Consider the following 20,950-nt stretch of genomic DNA (forward strand, 5'->3'; position numbering starts at 1 on the left):
CTCGGACTCGGACTCGGACTCGGACTCGGACTCGGGCTCGGGCTCGGACTCGGACTTCCGGAACAGCTTGCCGGCACGGCAAATCCATTGGCCGGCGTCGTGCTGTTTGCGCCGCCCGGCACGGCGTTGGTACCCAAACCGAACGCTGCAAACGTATTCCAAATCATGCAGACATCCTCACCACCGAAATGGGCCGCGGCCGATGCAATAATGCCGTCCCGCGCATCGACAAAAGTGGGAGAACAGGCAGTGTATTTGAGACCGTCCACTACATAGAGCAGCGCCCTTTGATTGCCCGCCCATGCGGCGGCATTCGACAGGGCAGGCGGATCCGCAAGATCGGCGCTTGAGCCGTGGGCATCGACCAACCGCCAATACATACGCCACAGCACTTCCGCCCAAACCGAACCTACGCCATGCGGGATCGCCAAGCCATTGATGGACGCATAGTTGAAGTCATTGATGGCTGAATCGGTACTGTAGGGTTTGGGCCGAATCCCGTTCCCGTCCGGGGGCTGGCCGAACAAATATTTTCCGAAGCCTCGTTTCATGGTTCCGCTGTCTCCCGGGCGAACCGTGAAAACGAGCCCGAAGAAATCGCTCCAACCCTCTCCAGGTTGCTGATCGTTATTGAGGCACGAAACATTCGAGGGTCCACCGACCAGCCGATTCGTCACGCCATGGCCATACTCATGCACGATGACGGCCCCTTCCAGATCCGCGTCGTGCGCAGGAAAAAAGCTCGAACCGTCGATGGCCCTGCTGCATACGTAGAGCTGCATGCGCGGCGGACTCCCATCCGCAGGCGTCAAAAAGTTGGCGTTGCAGGAACCGCCGCCGTCCTGCGCTTCAGCCCGCAAATAATCGTTGCCAGCGCCACCCTTTCCGAAATTGTTGATTTGGAAATTACCGTTTGCCTCGTCGAAGCCGTAACGGTAAAAGATGTCGTGTGCCAGATTCGTCCAATAGAACAGATTGGTCGTGGCGGCCGATCTGTAATTCGCCGGAGACAGAGAGAGATCCATTGGAAAAGCGCAGGTCAGGGACGCGCCGCAATCCGGCTGCGCTCCCGTGGGAGAGTTAAAACCAAGTACGTCCAGATAGGCATACACATTATTGCCGCGCAAAGCCGTGTAAGCGGCCGAACCCGTGTCGTGCCAGCCCAGCGGAGACGCCAGGGGATCCGCCGGGTCGCTCAGAGTCTGGCGCCCGTCGAGCGGCGGTGCTGGCGAAGCCTGATCCGGACTTTCAAACGGCTGCGGATAGACCTGGTAATTGGCCGAGGCTATCCAGTCGAATCGCGTCCAGACTTTCCCGGACTTGGCATCGACCGTAAAGTCGTAGACATGCTGGCCATCGGGTGTGTGAATCTGGAAATTCCAGACCAGACGCGTGAGCTTGTCCCTGATCGGCAGCCACATCAGCCGCATCACTATGTCTTCGGTGGACAATTCGGGCTCGGCGAGCCGCGTCGTCTGTTGAGGATCCGTGCCTGACTCGAAAACCTCGGGTGGAGTTTGAGTCGAAATGCCCAGGTGCTGGGCTGCCGCCGTAACGGCCTGACTCGCCGACAATGTGGGCCTGGTGAAAGCGAGCGAGGCGGCCAAACCCCGCATACCGTTGTTGCTGATGGACTGCAGCCGGCCTTCTCCGTCGATATCGACCTGCAACTGGCCGTCATAAACGGGTATGCCTTGCCGCCGTTGCCGCAGATAGACGTGACTGGCACCGTTGTCCCGGCTGACCACCTCATCCGTCACTTCGAGATCCGCGTCGTCTTGTGCGGTCAACCCGAGCAACTGCCGGTAGTCGTCGAGAAATTTACGGGCACGGGTGACAGGTTGATATCCGGGTTGCGCCCCGTCGAACGGCCCGACGAATCGCCGGATTCGGCGGGCTGTACCTCTTGCCGTGGAATATTCAACCTCCGCATCCTTCACCCGTTGGCGCAGGTTCTTTTCTGCAGTCTCCTGGTCACTGCTCTGCTTCGCCCGAAAACCACGGTTGTAGTCCTCGCGGGCATCGAAGTTACGGGGGATGTCCTCTGATTGCGCGGCATGAGCGGCCATGTTGGCCGAAACGAAAACTGACAAAACCAAAAATATGACGAAGAGCCGTATCTTTCTCAAGGAATTCTGGGATAGCATTAGGCGTCTCTCCGCGAAATGGAGCACGGCAGATCAGGGACCATTTAGGCTCAACGGGCCAGAATGAATCAGTGATCAACCCTGCAAATCGAGAGCAAGAGCCGATAAATCAGGAAGCTATCGCCACCCCAAAATCCAGCAAACACGCTTTGTGATAACGGTGGCCAATGGCAGAAATTGCGGGGTGAAAGAGGGGGCGCATTCGCCCCCTCTCCGGAACGTCCTAACTCAGCCGGCCTTATTATTGCGGGAACTGGGACACCTTGGTGCCATCGCCGAGTTCGGCAGCCAGGGCATTCTTGACGTCGTCGACAGACGGGTTCCCGTTCAGCGGGATTCCGGACTCAAGGAGCAACACCGCCGGCAGCAGCCCCTCGCTGTCGCAGGTGTACATCAGACTATTGAAGGGGTTGGCCGTCTTCTTCTGCCAGATGCTGATCTCACAGGCGGAAGGATGGGTACCGAACGGGCCATTGAGTTCGTTGTCCACCCGCACGAATGCAATCCAGTTGCCGGCCGGGTTGATCATGAACCATCCGATGTTGAAGGGCGACGGAGTGACGACGTCGCAGATTTCAATGTGGGGCGGAGGAGACATGAAGCCCAGATTCTCACCCCGGATCGCAACCCAGCTCTGGTTAAAAATCTGGAACGGCGTGACACGCTCGATGCCACAGTCATAGGGACCTGCTACGGCAGTCTGAGTCATTCCCCCCAGAGAACAAATGGTACCGGCAATCGCAAATGCTTTGGCTAATTTATTCATGACATACTCCCATCATTAGAAAAGAAAGAGTGCTTCACAACCTCAAGACAGAAACATCCCTCTTGTGACGGCTAGAACATTGGTAACAGTTCATGTTACCGACTCCACTTTTCCTGTGGCGACGGAAAACCTATCAGCTTAGGCAGATCACGTCAACTAAAAATATATCAAAGTATCATTTTTAATAAAAAATATATTTTACATTACATGAAATCATGTTATTCGACATATAACTGTAACTGTTCACTAATTTCAGCCTCTCCGCCAAGCCATTTCTTCAACGTTGGACGTAGATGTTACGTCCCAAGTAACCACATTCCGCGAAGGAGTAAGGCGTCCTTGAAGACCATGATCGAGGCGGCACCGTTCCGCATCCAGAAGTGCCTGAACGATAACGGCTCGAAGTTCACCGACCACTTCCTGGTCAAGGCCCCGCAACCGATGGGGATCCACCCGTTCGATCAGGCCGGCGCCGAGCACACCCCTCGAACTCTGCTTGATTCCACCCCGTCAGCCGCAAACCAACGGCAGGCATCGCGCCCAGCTCTCTTTCACAAACAAGGGGTCACCATCTCACGGAACTTGACATGTAATTTGACACCAGGCCCGTTTGCAACCGAGGAACGGGGAGGCTGGCTCGAGGGTCTGGGCAACGTGCTTCAAGTCGTCGAGAGACACGTGGACTTCAAAAGCTGGTCACGGTTCCCCGGCGACACTTCACCGCGGAGGAAAGGAAACTGACCGAGACGCAACGACGCCTGCGGAGTGGAAGCCCGCCCACCGTCGGCAGCAAGTTTGAACGGAAGGGTTCCGGTCCAGTCCGCTGCCATCCTTCTCGCCCTGCCGCTCTTCAAATGTCCTCCCCAAGAAACCCGCCGCTCTGGTGCGCCCAAAGCCGGGCGTAGAGACCTCCCTGCGCAAGCAGGCTCCGGTGGCTGCCTTCTTCCACGATTCTTCCCCGATCCAGGACGACGATCCGGTCCAGGGCGGCCAGCGTGGATAGGCGGTGCGCGATCGCCACGACGGTCTTGCCCTGCATCAGGCGGTACAGGCTGGACTGGATCGCGACTTCCACCTCCGAATCGAGGGCGCTGGTGGCTTCGTCCAGGATCAGGATCGGCGCGTCCTTGAGCATCACCCGGGCAATGGCGATACGCTGGCGCTGGCCCCCGGAGAGCTTGACCCCGCGTTCGCCGACGTGGGCATCATAGCCCCTGCGCCCTTGGGGATCGGCGAGACCGAGGATGAAGCCGTGGGCTTCGGCCTTTTCCGCGGCAGCGATCATGGCCGCCTCGTCGGCGTCCGGCCTGCCGTAGGTGAGGTTGTCACGCACCGAACGGTGCAAGAGCGAGGTGTCCTGGGTCACCATGCCGATCTGCGCCCGCAGACTGTCCTGCGTGACCTGCGCGATGTCCTGCCCGTCGATCAGGATGCGGCCGCTATCGGCGTCGTAGAACCGCAGCAGCAGATTGACCAGGGTGGATTTCCCCGCTCCGGAGCGACCGACCAGGCCGATCTTTTCACCGGGACGGATGTGCAGCGAGAAATCCCGGAACACCGGCGGGCCGCCGCCATAGGCGAAGCCGACGGCTTCGAAACGGACATCGCCGCGGCTCACCTGGAGCGCCTTCGCATCGGGGCGGTCGGTCACCGTGTGGCCTTTCGACAGGGTGTTCATGCCGTCCTGCACGGTGCCAACGTGCTCGAACAGAGCGGCCATCTCCCACATCACCCAATGGGAAATGCCGTTGAGGCGCAAGGCCATCGCCGTGGCCGCGGCGACCGCGCCGATGCCCACCATGCCCTGGGTCCAGAGCCATAGCGCCGCGCCGGCCGTGCTGGCGATCAGCAGCATGCTGAGGGAATGGTTGACGATTTCAAAGCCGCTGATCAGGCGGCCCTGCCGGTATACCGTTTCGAGGAACTCCTGCATCGCGCCGCGGGCATATTCGGCCTCGCGCCGCGCGTGGGAGAACAACTTGACCGTGGCGATATTGGTGTAGGCATCGGTGATGCGCCCGGTCATCAGCGAACGCGCATCCGCCTGCCGGGCCGCCACCCGCCCCAGCCGGGGAACGAAGAACCGGAGCATCGCGACATACAGCAGCACCCAGCCCAGGAACGGCGTGAGCAGCAGACGGTCGAAGCCAGCGGCCACCAGGCTCATGGTCGTGAAATAGATGACGACGAAAACCAGCATGTCGGTGACGATGAGCACGGTATCGCGCACGGCGAGGGCGGTCTGCATCACCTTGGCGGCCACCCGGCCGGCGAACTCGTCCTGGTAGAAGCTCATGCTCTGACCCAGCATCAGCCGGTGGAAATTCCAGCGCAGCCGCATCGGGAAGTTCCCGGCCAGAGTCTGGTGCTTGATCATCGTTTGCAGCGCGATGACCAGGGGACTGGCCAGCAGCACACCCGCCAGCAACAGCAGGCGGTCCCGTTCATCGGTCCAGAGCCGCTCCGGCGGAATCCGGCCGAGCCAGTCGACGATGTTCCCCAGCATGCTGAACAGCATGGCTTCGAACACGCCGATGCCGGCCGTCAGCAACATCATGCCCGAGATGAAACCGCGCAGCCCCGCCGTGCAGGCCCAGAGGAAGGGCAACAGACCTTGGGGCAGACGCACCGGGGCAGCCTCGGGAAAGGGGTGGAGCAGTTTTTCGAAGAAGCGCAGCACGGGACCAGGGATTCGAATTTTGAATGAGGAAATGTCACGATTGGGAGGACCGGTACCCCGTGTCCCGGAAAACCGCCCTGCAGCCGAGGGCTCCGAAGGAGAGACCCGGAGACGGAAACGGCGGTCTACATCGTCCTCTTCAGCAACGGCCTCAGCGCGGCGAGCGGACGGGTGTTCAGCACGTCGCCCTTCTCCAGCCAGCCGCGCCGCGCCTGACCGACGCCGAAGCGGAGGTGGTCGAAATCCAGCACGCTGTGGGCATCGGAATTGACACTGACCAGCACCCCTTCGGCCTTGGCCGCCTGGCAATAGGTGTCGAGCAGATCGAGCCGTTCGGGATGGGCGTTCAACTCCAGGTAGCAGCCCCGTTCCTTCGCCTTGCCGATGATGCGCAGCATGTCCACGTCATAAGGCTCGCGCCGCTGGATGAGCCTGCCGCTGGGATGGGCCAGCAGGGTGAAATGCGGATGATCCATGGCCTTCAGGATGCGCTCGGTCTGCCTGGCGCGCGACAGCTCGAAGCGGCTGTGGACCGCCCCGATCACCAGATCCAGCCGCCCCAGCAGCTCGTCGGGCAGATCCAGCCGACCGTCTTCCAGGATATCGACTTCGATGCCCTTGAGCAGGGTGATGCCCCGCAGCTCGCCATTGAGCCGGTCGATCTCGTCGATCTGCTGCAGGAGGCGCAGCGGGTCGAGGCCATGGGCGACGGTCAGCCGGCGCGAATGCTCGGTGATGGCGAGGTATTCGAAACCCCGCTGGCGGGCGGCCTCGGCCATTTCCCGCAGGCTGTCGTGGCCATCCGTGGCCCGTGTGTGGACATGGAGATCACCCCTCAGGTCGCCCAGCTCCACCAGTTCGGGCAGGCGCCCTGCCCGGGCCGCCTCGATTTCACCCCGATCCTCCCGCAGCTCCGGCGGAATGAAGGGCAGCCCCACCGCCCGAAACACCGATTGCTCGGTCTCGCCGGCTATGCGTTTGTTCCCCTCGAATACGCCGTATTCGTTGATCTTCAGCCCCCGCTCCTGCCCCAGCCGGCGGATCGCGATGTTGTGCGCCCTGCTGCCGGTGAAGTAGTGCAGGGCCGCGCCATGACTTTCCGGCTCGACCACCCGGAGATCGACCTGCAGCCTGCAGCCCAGCACGACGCTGCTGCGGGTCGGGCCGTGCGAAAGCACCTCTGCCACCTCGTCGTAGGCGGTGAAGCGCTGCATCACCGGGCTGTCCGCCGCGGCGGTGACCAGGATGTCGATGTCGCCCACGGTTTCCCGTGCCCGCCGGTAGCTGCCCGCCACCACCACATCGTCCACGCCGGGCACGGCGCGCAGCCAGGCGGCCAGCGGCTCCGCGTACTGGGCGGCGGTGACCAGCTTGAAACGCCCCGCTCCGCCGCCATGCGTGGCCAAGGCTTCGGCGATGCGGCTTTCGGTTTTTTCGCCGAAGCCGGCCAGCGACCGGATGCGGTGATCGCGGACCGCGCGCTGCAGCTGCTCGACGGTGTGGATGTCGAGTTCATGATAAAGCGCCTTCACGCGTTTCGGCCCCAATCCGGGGATTTTCAGAAGTTCGGTGATGGCCGGCGGCAGTTTCTTGTGGAGCTTGTCCAGCGCCGCGCAACGGCCGGTCTCGGCGATCTCCCGCATCTTGCCGGCGAGGTCGTCGCCGATGCCGGGCAGCGCGGTCAGATCCTCGCCCTTTTGCAGCATGGTCCGCACGTCCCGACCCAGCTCCTGCAGGGTGCGCGCGGCATTGCGGTAGGCCCGCACCCGAAACACGTTGGCGCCTTCGATCTCCAGCAGGTCGGCGATTTCCTCGAAGATGGCGGCGATATCGGCATTATGGATGGGCATGGCACACTCCCGCGGGATTTCCATGGATTCTGACGAGGCCGGTCCCACACTCCGCCGGCCGGACATCCACCCGCGCCAGCCCGAAGCGATCCACGACCCAGGCGTTGGTAGTCAGGTGCGGGGTGATGCGCTCGACGCTGAACAAAGACTCTTCCCGGCACAGGGCGGCAGGCAGCACGATCTGGTCGGCCAGGTGCTGGTCCAGGGCGGCGCCGGAACGATGGTGCGCCAGCAGCGCCCCGCAGGCTTCCTCGGCGACCCGTTCGGCGGATTTGCCTCTTCGTCCCAGTGCCGTGAAACCGGCCAGGCAGTGATCGTAGCGGGCGGTCAGGAACAAGCCCGCGCCGGCACAGGCCGCTTGCACTACGGCCGGCTCGATGGCGGCGGCGATGCCGGCATCCGCCAGCACCGCCCGGCCCCGGGCAGCCATGCGTTCCGGAATGTGGGCCGGCAGGTTCGCCGCCAGGGCGCGCCCCGTGACCGCCTGCAAGGTACCGCGATGCCTGGCTTTCAAGGCTTCGAGAGACCGCCGGCCTCCTGCCACTGCCAGCCAGACCTCCCCCTTGCCGACGGGGTACCAGCCGGAGCGGACCAGCGACAGCTCGGCCCGCACACCCATGCGGGCCAAGGTCGGCAGCCAGACCTCGCGGACGTAGTCGAAAGGCGGACTCATCGGCACGTGGGTACCGCCCCTCAGCGAGACCGTCGAAGCGCCCTCGGCCAAGGCCAGCGGCGGCAGAACCGTCTGCAGCACCAGCATGACGGCCCCCGCGCTGCCGCCTTCACGGGCTTCCCCCACGTCCAGGGTGTAATCGCCCGCCCGGACGGGCCTGCCCGGGATGAACTCCAGCGTCTGTGAACCGAGCTCGGCGCCCCCGATCCGGGCGTCGCACAGGAGGGCAACGGCCTTCACGGCGGTGAGGTGCTGGGCCGCCAGCCCCGGCTTCCGGCGCCGGGCCCGGATGTTCTCCAGACGCACCGCGGTACCGGTCAATGCCGCCAGACTCAAGGCGGTGCGGATTATCTGCCCGCCGCCTTCGCCGTAGGAGCCGTCGATACGGAGCAAAGTCATGTCATGCACGCTCCGGCCCGGGCCGGTACCCCCCTTCGCCGGTCAGTGGCACGAAAGCCACGGGCAGCACGCTGCAGATCTGGATGTTACCCTCGGCGTCCTTGTCCACCGTCATCAACTCCTGATGGTGGTAAGGCGGGCCGACCGGAATCACCATGCGCCCCCCCGGCTTGAGTTGCCCGATCAATGGATCGGGGAAACAAGGGGCCGCCGCCGTGACGATGATGCCATCGTAGGGCGCGTGTTCGGGCCAGCCGAAGTAGCCGTCACCGATGCGGACTTCGACGTTGCGGTAGCCGAGCTCTTTCAGCCTCTCGGCCGCCTGCTCGCCCAGTTCCGGGATGATTTCGACCGTGTAGACCCGCTTCACCAGGCGCGACAGGACCGCCGCCTGATAGCCGGAACCGGCGCCGATTTCCAGGACGACCGACTCCTTCTCCGGATTCAGCAGATCGGTCATCAGCGCCACGATGAAGGGCTGGGAGATGGTCTGGCCGCAACCGATGGGGACCGGACCGTTGTCGAAAGCGAACTGCACCCGGTCGGCTGGCACGAAGCGATGCCGCGGAACCTTGCGCATGGCTTCCATCACCTCGGGCGACAGCGCGCTGCGGCCGGTGAGATGACGCGTCAGCGAAACCTCGGCCTCGAGGTCCCTCATCATCTGGGACAGACTCATCGCCCCTACCTCGCTTCGGGCGGAACAGGCGGACAATCTTACGCTTCTCCAACGACCCTGGAGCGCCGCGGCCGCCGTGATGTTGCAGAGATAGGCGAAACCCGCCCGAAGGCTTACAATCGCCCCACGATTACCTTAGCTCCCTTGTCAGACTTTTTCCCGCAGGAGGACGTCATGCAAGTCACCCGGCGCCAGTTTTTCAGGCTGAGTGCCGCAACGCTCGGGGGTTCCTCGCTGGCCGTCATGGGATTTTCGCCCCGGGAGGCGCTGGCGGAAGTGCGGCAGTTCAAACTGGCGCGCACGACGGAAACCCGCAATACCTGCCCGTATTGCTCGGTAGCCTGCGGTCTCATCATGTACAGTCTGGGCGACAAGGCCAAGAACGCCAAGGCGGAAATCATACACATCGAAGGCGACCCGGATCACCCGGTCAGCCGCGGCAGTCTCTGCCCCAAGGGGGCGGGACTGCTGGATTTCGTCCGCAGCCCCTCGCGCCTGAAATACCCGGAATACCGCGCCCCCGGCAGCGACGCATGGAAGCGCGTCTCCTGGGACTGGGCCCTCGAACGCATCGCCCGCCTGTTGAAAGAGGACCGTGACCGGAACTTCATCGCCAGGAACGAGCAGGGCCAGACGGTCAACCGCTGGACCTCGCTGGGCTTTCTGGCCGCATCCGCCGGCTCCAACGAAACCGGCTACCTGACCAACAAGATCGCCCGCGCCCTGGGGATAGTCATGCTGGACAGTCAGGCCCGCATCTGCCACGCGCCGTCCGTATCGGCCCTGGCATCCAGCTTCGGCCGCGGCGCCATGACCAACACCTGGATGGACATCAAGAACGCCGACGTCATCCTGGTGATGGGCGGCAACCCGGCCGAGGCCCATCCGGTGGGCTTCAAGTGGGCCATCGAAGCCAAGGCCAGGAACAAGGCCAGACTCATCGTGGTGGACCCGCGCTTCAACCGCACGGCGGCGGTGGCCGACTTCTACGCCCCCATCCGCGCCGGTACCGACATCGCATTCCTCAACGGCGTGATCCGCTATCTGCTGGAGAAGGACGCGATCAACCACGAATACGTCCGGGCCTACACCAACGCATCCTTCATCGTGCGGGAGGATTTCCGCTTCGAGGACGGCCTGTTCAGCGGCTACGACGCCGGCAAGACCGAGCAGCACTACGACCGCAGCACCTGGACCTATGAGCTGGACGAGCACGGCTACGCCAGGATCGACCCGACGCTCCGGCATCCCCGCTGCGTGTTCCAGTTACTGAAGACCCACGTCGAACGCTATACGCCGGACAAGGTGACCGAGCTGACCGGCACGCCCACGGACGCCTTCTTGAAAATCTGCGACCTGATCGCCTCCACCGCCGTGCCCGACCGCACCCTCACCAGCCTCTACGCCCTCGGCTGGACCCACCATTCGGTGGGCGTGCAGAACATCCGCGTCATGGCCATGATCCAGCTCCTGCTGGGCAACATCGGCGTCTCCGGCGGCGGCGTCAATGCCTTGCGCGGCCATTCCAACATCCAGGGACTGAGCGATCTGGGACTGCTCACCGACATGCTGCCCGGCTACATCACCCTGCCCAAGGACGGCGAAACCAGCCGCGCCGTCTACCTGGAAAAACGCACGCTCAAACCGCTGCGGCCGGGCCAGCTCAGTTACTGGTCGAACCTGCCCAAGTTCCACACCAGCCTGATGAAAGCCTGGTACGGCAAGGCGGCCACCCGGGACAACGACTACTGCTACGACTGGCTGCCCAAGCTGGACAAGCCCTATGACAGCCTGCGCATGTTCGACCTGATGGCCCAAGGCAAGGTCAACGGCTTCATCTGCCAGGGCTTCAACCCGCTGGCCTCGTATCCCGACAAGGGCAAGATCGCCACCGCCCTCGCCCGCCTGAAATTCCTGGTCGTCATGGATCCCTTGGCCACCGATACTTCCGTCTTCTGGCAGAACCACGACGAGTACAATCCAGTGAATCCCGCCGACATCCAGACCGAAGTGTTCCGCCTGCCGACCACCTGCTTCGCCGAGGAGGACGGCTCCCTGGTCAACAGCTCCCGCTGGCTGCAATGGCACTGGAAGGGCGCGGAACCGCCCGGAGAAGCGCGCAACGACATCGAAATCATGTCCGCTCTGTACCTGCGTTTGCGCGAAATGTACGAAAAGGAAAGCGGCGCTTTCCCCGATCCCATCCTCAATCTGCACTGGCCCTACCAGAAACCGGAGGAGCCCACGCCGGAAGAACTGGCCAGGGAATACAGCGGCTACGCCGTGGCCGACATCGCCGATCCCAAGGACCCGAGCAAGGTATTGGTCAAGGCCGGCCAGCAACTGGCCGGCTTCGCCCAGTTGCAGGACGACGGCAGCACCGCCTGCGGCAACTGGATTTTCAGTGGCGCCTTCACCGAAGCCGGTAACCAGATGGCGCGCCGTGACACGTCCGATCCCACCGGTTTGGGGATAGCCCCAGGCTGGGCCTGGGCCTGGCCGGCCAACCGGCGCATCCTCTACAACCGCGCCTCCTGCGATCCGGACGGCAAGCCTTGGAACGAAAAACGTCCCATCATCCACTGGGACGGCAGCCGCTGGACCGGCCTGGACGTGCCTGACTATAAGGCCGACGTCCCGCCGGGCAGCGACATGTCGCCTTTCATCATGAACCCGGAAGGGGTGGGCAGGCTGTTCGGCGCCGACCGGCTGGCCGACGGCCCCTTCCCCGAGCATTACGAGCCCTACGAAACGCCACTGGACACCAATCCGCTGCATCCCAAGGTGGTCAGCAACCCGGCGGCGCGGGTGTTTCCCGGCGACAAGGCCATGCTGGGCGGCAAGGACGACTTCCCCTACGTCGCCACCACCTACCGCCTCACCGAACTCTTCAACACCTGGACCGACCACGTGCGCATCAATGCCTCGCTGCAACCGGAGCAGTTCGTGGAAATCGGCCAGGAACTGGCGCGGGAACTGGGCATCGCCAATGGCGAAATCGTCACCGTGCGCTCCAGACGCGGCTTCATCAAGGCCGTCGCCATGGTCACCAAGCGCATCAAGCCGCTGACGGTGGCGGGCCAGACCGTGCACCAGATCGGCATCCCGGTCCACTGGGGCTTGCAGGGTCAGACCCGCAAAGGCTTTTTCGCCAACAATCTGACGCCTTACCTGGGCGACGCCAATACCCAGACCCCCGAATACAAGGCGTTCCTGGTCAAAGTCGAAAAAGACCTGTCCGAACCCGGACCGCACACCCAAAAACGGGGCGAAGCTCAGGAAGGGCGCAGGCGCTCCGGCGGCAACGGAACTGCGGGTGCGACCGAGAAGTCGTCCTGGCTGACGCGCGTCCTCAAAGGGCGGCTGGAGGTTTGACCATGGCATTGCAATCCCTCGACATCGTCCGCCGCTCCGCCACCACGACGCCCAGCCCGCAGCAGCGGCAGACGACGGAGGTGGCCAAGCTCATCGACGTCACCAAGTGCATCGGCTGCAAGGCCTGCCAGTCGGCCTGCCAGGAGTGGAACGATCTGCGGGAGGAAGTCGGCATCAACGAGGGTTCCTACCAGAACCCGCACGATCTCACCGCCAATTCGTGGACCCTGATGCGCTTTACCGAGACCGAGGAAAACGGCACCCTCGAATGGCTGATCCGCAAGGACGGCTGCATGCACTGCGCCGACCCCGGCTGCCTCAAGGCCTGCCCCTCGCCTGGCGCGATCATCCAATACAGTAACGGCATCGTCGATTTCCACGAGGAAAACTGCATCGGCTGCGGCTACTGCATCGCCGGCTGCCCGTTCGACATTCCCCGCCTTTCCCCCAAGGACGGCAAGGCCTACAAGTGCACCCTGTGTTCGGACCGCGTGTCGGTGGGGCTGGAGCCGGCCTGCATCAAATCCTGCCCGACCCAGGCGCTGGTGTTCGGCAGCAAGGAAGACATGATCGAACACGCCAACGAGCGCATCGCCGACCTCAAGGAGCGCGGCTTCGAGAACGCCGGCCTCTACGACCCGCCGGGAGTGGGCGGCACCCACGTGATGTACGTGCTGCACCATGCCGACAAGCCGCAGCTCTACGATGGTCTGCCCCAATCCCCTCGGATCAGCGGTCTGGTCGGCCTGTGGAAAGGCATCTTCAAGCCCCTGGCCACGGCTGCCCTGGCGCTCACCGCACTGGCCGGGTTTTTCCACTATGTCACGGTCGGCCCCAACGAGACGGGGGAGGACGAAGAGGAGGAAAAGGCATGAGCAACGATCGGAATCCCTCGCGCATCGAGCGCTACAGCCCGGCGGAGCGTCTGAACCACTGGATCACCGCCCTCACCTTCCTGCTCCTGAGCTGCTCCGGCCTGGCGCTGTTCCATCCCGCCCTGTTCTGGTTCACCCAATTCTTCGGCGGGCCCACCTGGACCCGCATCCTGCACCCTTACATCGGCGTGGTGATGTTCGCCTCTTTCGGCGCTCTGGCGTTCAAATTCTGGCATCACAACCTGCTGACCCGGAACGACATCGTCTGGCTCCGCCGGATCGCCGACGTGGTGAGGAACCGCGAAGACCGGCTACCCGAGGTGGACCGCTACAACGCCGGCCAGAAAATGCTGTTCTGGACCATGATCGCCACCATCCCGGCCCTGCTCCTCACCGGCATCGTGATCTGGCGGCCCTGGTTCGCGCCCTATTTCGACATCGGGGTAATCCGCCTAGCACTGCTGCTCCATGCCTTCTGCGCCTTCATCATGATCGCTGGCATCATCGTCCACGTCTATGCTGCCCTGTGGATCAAGGGCACCATCGGCGCGATGGTCCGCGGCAGCGTGAGCCGGGCCTGGGCGCGCAAACATCATCCGGGCTGGTATCGGCGGGTGACCGGCGGAGGGTAGACTCTGCCAACGTCCTTCGTTCGGTCTATAATGCCCGGCCTTTTGCGTGACCAGGACTTCACCCATGAGCCAGTTCGACAACGTCAGCGTCGTCAAGCAAGCCAACGTCTATTTCGGCGGCAAATGCATCAGCCACACCGTGCAGTTCCCCGATGGCAGCCGCAAGACCCTGGGGGTGATCCTGCCCTCCACCCTGCACTTCGAAACCGGCGCCCCGGAGGTCATGGAAATCGTCGCCGGCGGATGCCGCGTGCAGCTCGCCGGCCAGACGGGGTGGCAAAGCTATCAGGCCGGCGACTCGTTCAGCATTCCGGGAAACAGCGGCTTCCAGATCGAGGTGAGCGATACGCTCCATTACGTATGCCACTTCGGGTGAGTCCTTCGGCAGTGCGACAGGAACGTGAAGGTCGGAATGAAACGGAATGCCTTCTACCTGCGTAAGCTGCTCGAGATCGCTCTGGGCATCGCCGCGCTGGAACTCCTGTTCCACCTGTTCCGGCTCGGCGCTGCGGTCTACGCACCGTAAATCCATGCCCCCTGATCGCATCCAGTACTGGTGATATCATCAGGGCGGAACCGTGAACGCGCCTCCCGGCAGAGCGCGCGACGGACGTCAAACAACCTGATTTGAGGAACGAATCGATGAAATACCTGTTCAGACATCCTTTGCTGGTATTCGGTCTGGGCATCGCCGCCGGCTACCTGGTGCACAAATACCGCCGGGAAATCCTCGCGGCCACGTCGGGATTTACGGACAAAGGACGGGAGTTCGTATTGGGTTCCCAGCAACACGACGTCTCGGGCGGTTGCGAGGAGTGCGAAGACTGAAGCAAGACGCGGCCGACCGGGGAATGGAGAGGGCCTTCTACGCATACACCCCGGACGACCACTGATTCGATTACGCAAATCACGGGCCAAGTGCGAAAGGACGGCTCACCGGGAGAGCCGGTAACCTGCCCGCCAGTGGAAGTGCGCGATTCGGCAAAAAACTGCGGCTTTTCACTCACACTGCCAGGGGGCGAACCGTTCGCCCGCCGCCCCTGAGCAACGCCGAAGGGAAGCAGATGCCCCGGTTTCGGCCCGGCTCAGTCTGCGGCCGACCCGGGTCCGCACACCCGGCTTTTCGGCAGCGCCCGCGCCGAATCCCAGGTGCTCAAACCGTAACGGGACACCTTCTTGTATAGCGTAGAGCGCGCGATCCCCAAAACGCGGGCCGCCTGACTCATGTTGCCGCGGCAGCTGCAGATGGCCGCGGCGATGCTTTCCGATTCCACTTTCGACAGGCTCAGCCCGTCGGCGAAGTGGACAGCTTCCCGACCCTCCAGGCCGGAGGATCCCTCGTATTGCTCCGCCTCTTCGAGAAAATCGGCCGGCAGATCGTCCACCGTCAACACACTGCCGGAGCAGGCGAACAGAGCATTCCTGATCACGTTGCGCAACTCCCGCAGGTTCCCCGGCCAGGGATGACGCTCGAACAGTGCCATGACGCCTTCACCCAAACGAATCCGGGATGCTCCCGCCGCCGCAGCCTCCTGTTCGAACACCGCGTGGAATATCCGGCACCGGTCGGGCCGTTGCCGCAGGGGTGGAAGATGCAGACGCGCACCGTTGAGCCGGTAATACAGATCGCGCCGGAAACGTCCCTGGCGGATCGCTTCCTGCAAGTCGACATTGGTGGCAGCCACGACCTGGACGTCGACGCGCAGGGGTTTGGCGCCGCCGACCGGCACGAACTCACCGGTCTCCAGGACACGCAACAGCGTCGCCTGGAGATCGAAGCTCATATCACCGATTTCGTCGAGAAACAGCACGCCGCCGTCGGCGAGGAGAAACTTTCCCGGCTTTCCGCGGCTGCGGGCACCGGTGAAACTGCCGGCTTCGTAACCGAACAGCTCGCTCTCGATGAGGTCCTTGGGAATCGACGCGCAGTTGACGGCCACCAGCGGACCCTTCCGCCGCGGCCCGAGGCGATGGGCGAAGCGGACCAAGTACTCCTTTCCCGTACCCGATTCACCGCTGACGAGCAGCGGAATGCCTCGCTCCTGCAACCGCAAGGCCTTGTCGAGGAGCCCCTCGACCGCCGCATCACGGATCAGGCCATGTTCACCCGGCGGCACTTCGGTCACCTGCTCGGCTCTGCGGTTTCGCTCCGGACCAGGCGCGGCCAGTCCGTCGCAAGCCATGCGCAGAAAGGCGAGCAGCGCTCCTGCGGAACCGCGCCGGTCGCTCACCAGACCGACCAGGGCAGTGGTTTCTCCGGCCGCATTCCGCAGCGGGCAGCCCGCGGTCACCAGGGCATGCAGCCTCGCACCGTAGTGCTCCTTGCCTTCGAAGGCGATGGCCGTACCCAGCACCGCCGCGCTGCCGATGCCATTGTTGCCCAGTACCTCTTCCCGCCAATCGGCGCCAGTCCTGAGCAGCTCCCGGATGACCGGCGCCATCCGCAAGCCGTCGTCCAGCACCCGGAAAATCCGGCAGCGGGCGTCCGCGACGATCAAGGCCGCCTGGGCGCCTTTCAGGAAATCGAAAATGCCGCGGACCCGTTCCCAGACCGACGCGAGCTCCAAGGAAACGCAAGGTTCCAGACCATCCGGGCCGGCCTTGCGGGGCCAGTCGTCGGTACCCGGCGGAAGCCGGTAGTCCTCGAAACAGCGGCACCAGGCTTCGGCCACTTCCGGGCGCACCCAGTCCAGGGCCGCCGGCAGAACCCCTGTCTGGCGCATCCATTCCCACGCCTGATCGGGCCGATCCACGTATACACTGCTGAAACGGTTCCAATCGGGAAATTCGACGGGCCTGGAAACGGGTGACAGGTACTGTTCGCTCAACATCGGCGGCTATCTCCTTGGCATGAAGCTACGATCGACCTTTCGTACGGCAACTGCCCTTCCGGGAGCGGCCGGCCATGCATAACCACATCTTGACTTCTTGTTTTGCCGAACCTTCGACGGCACCTTGCAAGCAGGGCCGGAGGAGGCTCCGAATGCGCCCCTGTGCGGGACCGATTCTTTCGTCCATCGGCGAGGAGGCGTGTGTGACACAGTAGCAACTCGCTCATGTGCCATCAATGCGGCTGATTGTCGCAGAGAATCAACGGCATGGCCCAGCCGGACACCGCCGGGATCCGCGGCCGGCACGGGGCTCTTCCCAGTACCGTACTCTGTTGAAACCGCGAACGATTTGCCATTAGACTGCGCCGCAATCCAGGCAAGGGTGGCCGCTGCTCCAGCGGCCGTTCGCGCGGCCGCCACGCCCTGCAACAACTCAAGGAAACCATGTCCGAAGATCTCACCTCCCCCCCTGCCATGCGGCAGCGCTTCCTGCGCTCCCTGGGCAGCATCTGCCTCATCGTCATCCTGGCCGAAGTCATCGTGATGACGCTGTTGGGAGCGCTCCACCGCGGCGGGCTGGAGCTGGTGCGGTGGCAAGAAAGTGCGCTGGATGGACTGCTGCTCGGCCTCTTCAGCGCCCCCTTGCTGTGGATCATGGCGCTGCGGCCGCTCGCCCAGCAGATCGCCCGGGAAAGCCAGCGCAACAAGGAGCTCCTGGACGCCCTGGATGCGCATGCGCTGGTCAGTATCACCGACCTGCAGGGACGGATACTGTACGCCAACGACAATTTCTGCGCGGTGTCACGCTATGGCCGGGAAGAGCTGGTCGGACAGGACCACCGCATCGTCAATTCCGGTTACCACGGCAAGGCCTACATCCGCGACATGTGGCTCACCATCAGCCGGGGAAACATCTGGCAGGGCGAGTTCTGCAACCGCCGTAAGGACGGAACCCGCTACTGGGTCGACAGCACCATCGTCCCGCTGATGGACAATGCTGGCAAGCCGCGGCAGTACATATCCATCCGCCGCGACATCACGGCGCAGAAAGAAGCCGAGGCCCAGCTCGCCCGCCTCAAGCAGGCGATGGACGCCAACAGCGAGATGATCCTGCTCACCGACCGCGCCGGACGCATCATCTATGCGAACCCGGCGCTGTGCCGCTTCAGCGGAATGGCGGAAGGGGAATTGCTTGGCCAGAGCCCCAGCATCCTGGACAGCCCGCTCGCCGATCAGGAGACCCTGGCTGCCATGCAGGAGGCGCTCCAGGCCGGCCAGCCCTGGTCCGGACGACTCCTGAACCGGCGCCGGACGGGAGCCGCCCTCCATGATGCCGAGGACTACTGGGCGGAGATCAGCACCACGCCGATCCATACCGACGGCAACGGACTGGTGGGCTACGTCCAGATCCAGCACGACGTGAGCGCCCGGGTCGAACGGGAACGCGCACTGGCGATGGAGCAGGAGGACACCGCCGCCCGCCTGCGCATCACCGAAACCCTGCAGCAAAGCGCCCCGCTGGATGAGCGGTGCCGGCAGGTGCTCCGCATCCTGTTCGGGCTCGGTACCTTCGGCCTGCAACGGAAGGGCGGAATATTCCTCAAGGCGGAGAACGGGGACTGCCTGAAGCTATTCGTGCTGGAAGGGAAATTCTGTGACGAATTCGTCCGGCGCGAACAGACCATCCCCATGGGCGCATGTCTGTGCGGCCGAAGCGCGGTCTCGGGGGAAATCCTGGTCTCCGACGACTGTTTCCAGGACCACCGGCACGAACACCGCTTCGAGGACATGGAAAGCCATGGCCATTACATCGTGCCCATCGCGTCCGGCGGCGATTTGCTGGGAGTGTTGTTCCTTTACACCGACCCCAACCCCACCCGTAGCGAAGCACGGATGGTGATGCTCCGGCAGGTCGGCGAAATGCTGGCGCTGGCGATACTCGAGGACCGCGCCAAGGCTTCCCTGAAGGCCGCCCACGATGCCGCGGTGGATGCCGCCCAGGCCAAGAGTGCATTCCTGGCCAACATGAGCCACGAGATCCGCACGCCGATGAACGGCGTGCTCGGCATGCTGGAGCTACTGAAAGACACCGACATGTCCCGCGAGCAGTGGGATCTGGTCGAAACCGCATCGAATTCCGCCGAATCCCTGCTCGAAATCATCAATTCGATTCTCGACTTCTCCAAGCTCGAAGCGGGCAAGGTCGAAATCGAACGGACCGAATTCAATCTGCCGGATCTGGTGGAAGAGGTCTGCGCTCTGCTGGCCGGCCGGGCCCATGACAAAGGTCTGGAGCTGAACTGCTTCCTACCCGCGGACCTGCCCAGGATGTGGATCGGTGACCCGACACGCATCCGCCAGATACTCACCAACCTGCTCGGCAACTCGGTCAAATTCACCGAGCGCGGTGAGGTTTCAGTCAAGGTGATGCAGGGGGGGGCCGGCGCAAAGCGGACTGACCTGAGTTTCGAGATCCGGGACACCGGCATAGGCATCGCGCCGGACGTCCAGGAGCGGCTATTCCAGCCGTTCACCCAGGCCGATGGCTCCACCTCCCGCCGCTTCGGCGGCACCGGTCTCGGCCTGTCCATCTGCCGAAACCTGGTCGAACTCATGGGCGGGACCATCGGCCTGGAAAGCGCCCCCGGCCGGGGCAGCCGCTTCTGGTTCACCCTCCCTCTGGAACCCCTCCCCGGCGCGTCCGCACCGGCCCTGCCGGACTTCTCCCACCGGCGGGTGCTGGTGGTGGACGACAACGCCACCAACCGTGTCATCCTGAGCCATTATCTGACCCACTGGGGCCTGGAAGTAGACGAAGCGGAGCGGGGCGACACCGCTCTGAACCGACTGCGGACCGCCGTGAACGAATCGAGGCCCTACGACATCGTCTTGCTCGATCTCCACATGCCGTACATGGACGGGCACGAACTCGCCCGGGCCATGAATGCAGAACCGGGGCTCAAGGATACCCCGCGTCTGCTGCTGTCCTCCGGAGGCTTGACCGGCGAAGCCGAGCTTCGTGCGCTGGGGATCGCACGCAGCCTGCTGAAACCGGTGCGGCAATCCCTGCTGTTCAACGCCATCGCGGAAGTCCTCGCTGCCAAGGCCACGGTACAGCGCCGGCCAGCCGCCAAGACGGAAACCGTCCTGCCGGCTTATGAAGGCCGCAGAGTGTTGGTCGTTGAAGACAACCGGGTCAACCAGAAGGTGATCGTCGCCATGCTCGGCAAGTTCGGTATCGTTCCCGACGTCGCCGACAATGGTCAAGCCGCGCTGGAACTGTTGGCCCGTTCCTCTTACGACCTGGTCCTGATGGACTGCCAGATGCCGGTGCTGGGAGGCTACGAAGCCACCGGCGAACTGCGGGCCAGAGAGATGTCCGCGGGAGGGAGACGCACCCCCGTCGTCGCGCTCACCGCCCATGCCGCGACCGGCGAACGGGAAAAATGCCTGGCCGCCGGCATGGACGACTATCTCAGCAAGCCCATTTCCAGGGACCGTCTCGCCGAAGCGCTCGAGCGCTGGCTGGGCAATCCCGCCGCCCCGGCATCCGCGGAAACCGGGCAGGAGGCCGTGAACGACGATGGCGGAGATCGGCCCACCGGCCTTTCCTGGAACAGGGAGGAAACGCTGGCGCGCCTGGACCACGACGAGGCACTCCTGGCAGAAATGATCGCTCTCTGCATCGAGGAGCTTCCCAGACATCTCGCCGCCCTCCAGGAAGCGGGCGCGGCCAACGACATCGCCGCGCTGGCCGATGCGGCGCACGCCATCAAAGGCATGGCGGGGCATTTCTGCGCCGGTTCTGTCCGGGACCTGGCCGCGCGGCTGGAAGACCAAGCCCGCAAGGCGGGATCGATGCCGGACGCCGCATCGATCGGCGCACTGGAGATTGCCGCCGCACGGTTGCTGGAGGACCTGCACGGCGGCTCTCCCGCGGGAGATCCGGCAAAGGGCACGAACGATGCTGTGCCATGAAATCTCCGTCCGCAGGGACACCCGACCGGCACGCTTCGTCGCGTTCGGTCCCGGACAGGTGGAAC

The 20,950-nt window shown here is 63.6% G+C and carries 14 protein-coding genes; 7 read left to right on the top strand and 7 right to left on the bottom strand.

What is annotated here, in order from left to right:
- Positions 1-2,147, bottom strand: a 2,147-nt coding sequence (locus H156_RS16245; protein WP_081665530.1) for a M36 family metallopeptidase, incomplete at its 3' end; no start/stop codon positions are given.
- A gap of 241 nt (positions 2,148-2,388) precedes the next feature.
- Positions 2,389-2,913: a hypothetical protein gene (locus H156_RS0114245; RefSeq protein ID WP_036246551.1), complete on the bottom strand. Its 525-nt coding sequence runs from the start codon at positions 2,911-2,913 to the stop codon at positions 2,389-2,391.
- 339 nt (positions 2,914-3,252) lie between these two features.
- Between H156_RS0114245 and H156_RS16250 the strand changes: the two genes are divergently transcribed.
- Positions 3,253-3,654, top strand: a complete 402-nt coding sequence (locus tag H156_RS16250) for a hypothetical protein (RefSeq protein WP_036246555.1) — start codon at positions 3,253-3,255, stop codon at positions 3,652-3,654.
- A 109-nt stretch (positions 3,655-3,763) separates the two neighbouring features.
- Here H156_RS16250 and H156_RS0114255 read toward each other — a convergent pair whose 3' ends face one another.
- From H156_RS0114255 to H156_RS0114270, 4 genes are all read right to left on the bottom strand, one after another.
- Positions 3,764-5,593 (bottom strand): ABC transporter ATP-binding protein, encoded by a 1,830-nt coding sequence (locus H156_RS0114255; protein ID WP_010960500.1) that lies wholly within the window; start codon positions 5,591-5,593, stop codon positions 3,764-3,766.
- Positions 5,594-5,718: 125 nt separating this feature from the next.
- Complete coding sequence (gene polX / locus H156_RS0114260; RefSeq protein ID WP_017364995.1) at positions 5,719-7,443, bottom strand: DNA polymerase/3'-5' exonuclease PolX; 1,725 nt, start codon at positions 7,441-7,443, stop codon at positions 5,719-5,721.
- Positions 7,430-8,515, bottom strand: coding sequence for an RNA 3'-terminal phosphate cyclase (gene rtcA / locus H156_RS0114265; protein WP_017364994.1), 1,086 nt, complete (start codon positions 8,513-8,515; stop codon positions 7,430-7,432). Before rtcA ends, polX begins: the two co-directional genes overlap by 14 nt.
- A gap of 1 nt (position 8,516) precedes the next feature.
- Positions 8,517-9,194 carry a protein-L-isoaspartate(D-aspartate) O-methyltransferase gene (locus H156_RS0114270; RefSeq protein WP_017364993.1) on the bottom strand — a complete coding sequence of 226 codons (678 nt, stop codon included), beginning with the start codon at positions 9,192-9,194 and terminating at the stop codon, positions 8,517-8,519.
- A 174-nt stretch (positions 9,195-9,368) separates the two neighbouring features.
- Here H156_RS0114270 and fdnG point away from each other — a divergent pair, with 174 nt between their 5' ends.
- The 5 genes from fdnG (at position 9,369) to H156_RS16260 (ending at position 14,904) form a co-directional block, all read left to right on the top strand.
- Positions 9,369-12,569, top strand: a complete 3,201-nt coding sequence (fdnG, locus tag H156_RS16255) for a formate dehydrogenase-N subunit alpha (RefSeq protein WP_017364992.1) — start codon at positions 9,369-9,371, stop codon at positions 12,567-12,569.
- A gap of 2 nt (positions 12,570-12,571) precedes the next feature.
- Complete coding sequence (fdxH, locus tag H156_RS0114280; RefSeq protein WP_010960495.1) at positions 12,572-13,444, top strand: formate dehydrogenase subunit beta; 873 nt, start codon at positions 12,572-12,574, stop codon at positions 13,442-13,444.
- Positions 13,441-14,076 (top strand): formate dehydrogenase subunit gamma, encoded by a 636-nt coding sequence (locus tag H156_RS0114285; RefSeq protein WP_017364991.1) that lies wholly within the window; start codon positions 13,441-13,443, stop codon positions 14,074-14,076. The genes fdxH and H156_RS0114285 overlap by 4 nt, the downstream gene beginning before the upstream one ends.
- Positions 14,077-14,140: 64 nt before the next feature.
- Positions 14,141-14,452: a pyrimidine/purine nucleoside phosphorylase gene (ppnP, locus tag H156_RS0114290; protein WP_017364990.1), complete on the top strand. Its 312-nt coding sequence runs from the start codon at positions 14,141-14,143 to the stop codon at positions 14,450-14,452.
- Between the two features lie 266 nt (positions 14,453-14,718).
- Positions 14,719-14,904, top strand: a complete 186-nt coding sequence (locus H156_RS16260; protein WP_017364988.1) for a hypothetical protein — start codon at positions 14,719-14,721, stop codon at positions 14,902-14,904.
- A 257-nt stretch (positions 14,905-15,161) separates the two neighbouring features.
- Here the strand turns inward: H156_RS16260 and H156_RS0114305 are convergent, their stop codons facing one another.
- On the bottom strand, positions 15,162-16,907 hold the full coding sequence (locus H156_RS0114305; RefSeq protein WP_010960492.1) for a sigma-54-dependent Fis family transcriptional regulator: 1,746 nt from the start codon (positions 16,905-16,907) through the stop codon (positions 15,162-15,164).
- Positions 16,908-17,351: 444 nt separating this feature from the next.
- On the opposite strand from H156_RS0114305, the gene H156_RS0114310 reads away from it, so the two are divergent.
- On the top strand, positions 17,352-20,885 hold the full coding sequence (locus tag H156_RS0114310) for a response regulator (protein ID WP_017364987.1): 3,534 nt from the start codon (positions 17,352-17,354) through the stop codon (positions 20,883-20,885).
- Positions 20,886-20,950: the final 65 nt, after the last annotated feature.

The sequence above is a fragment of the Methylococcus capsulatus str. Texas = ATCC 19069 genome (genome assembly GCF_000424685.1).
Classification (GTDB): domain Bacteria; phylum Pseudomonadota; class Gammaproteobacteria; order Methylococcales; family Methylococcaceae; genus Methylococcus; species Methylococcus capsulatus.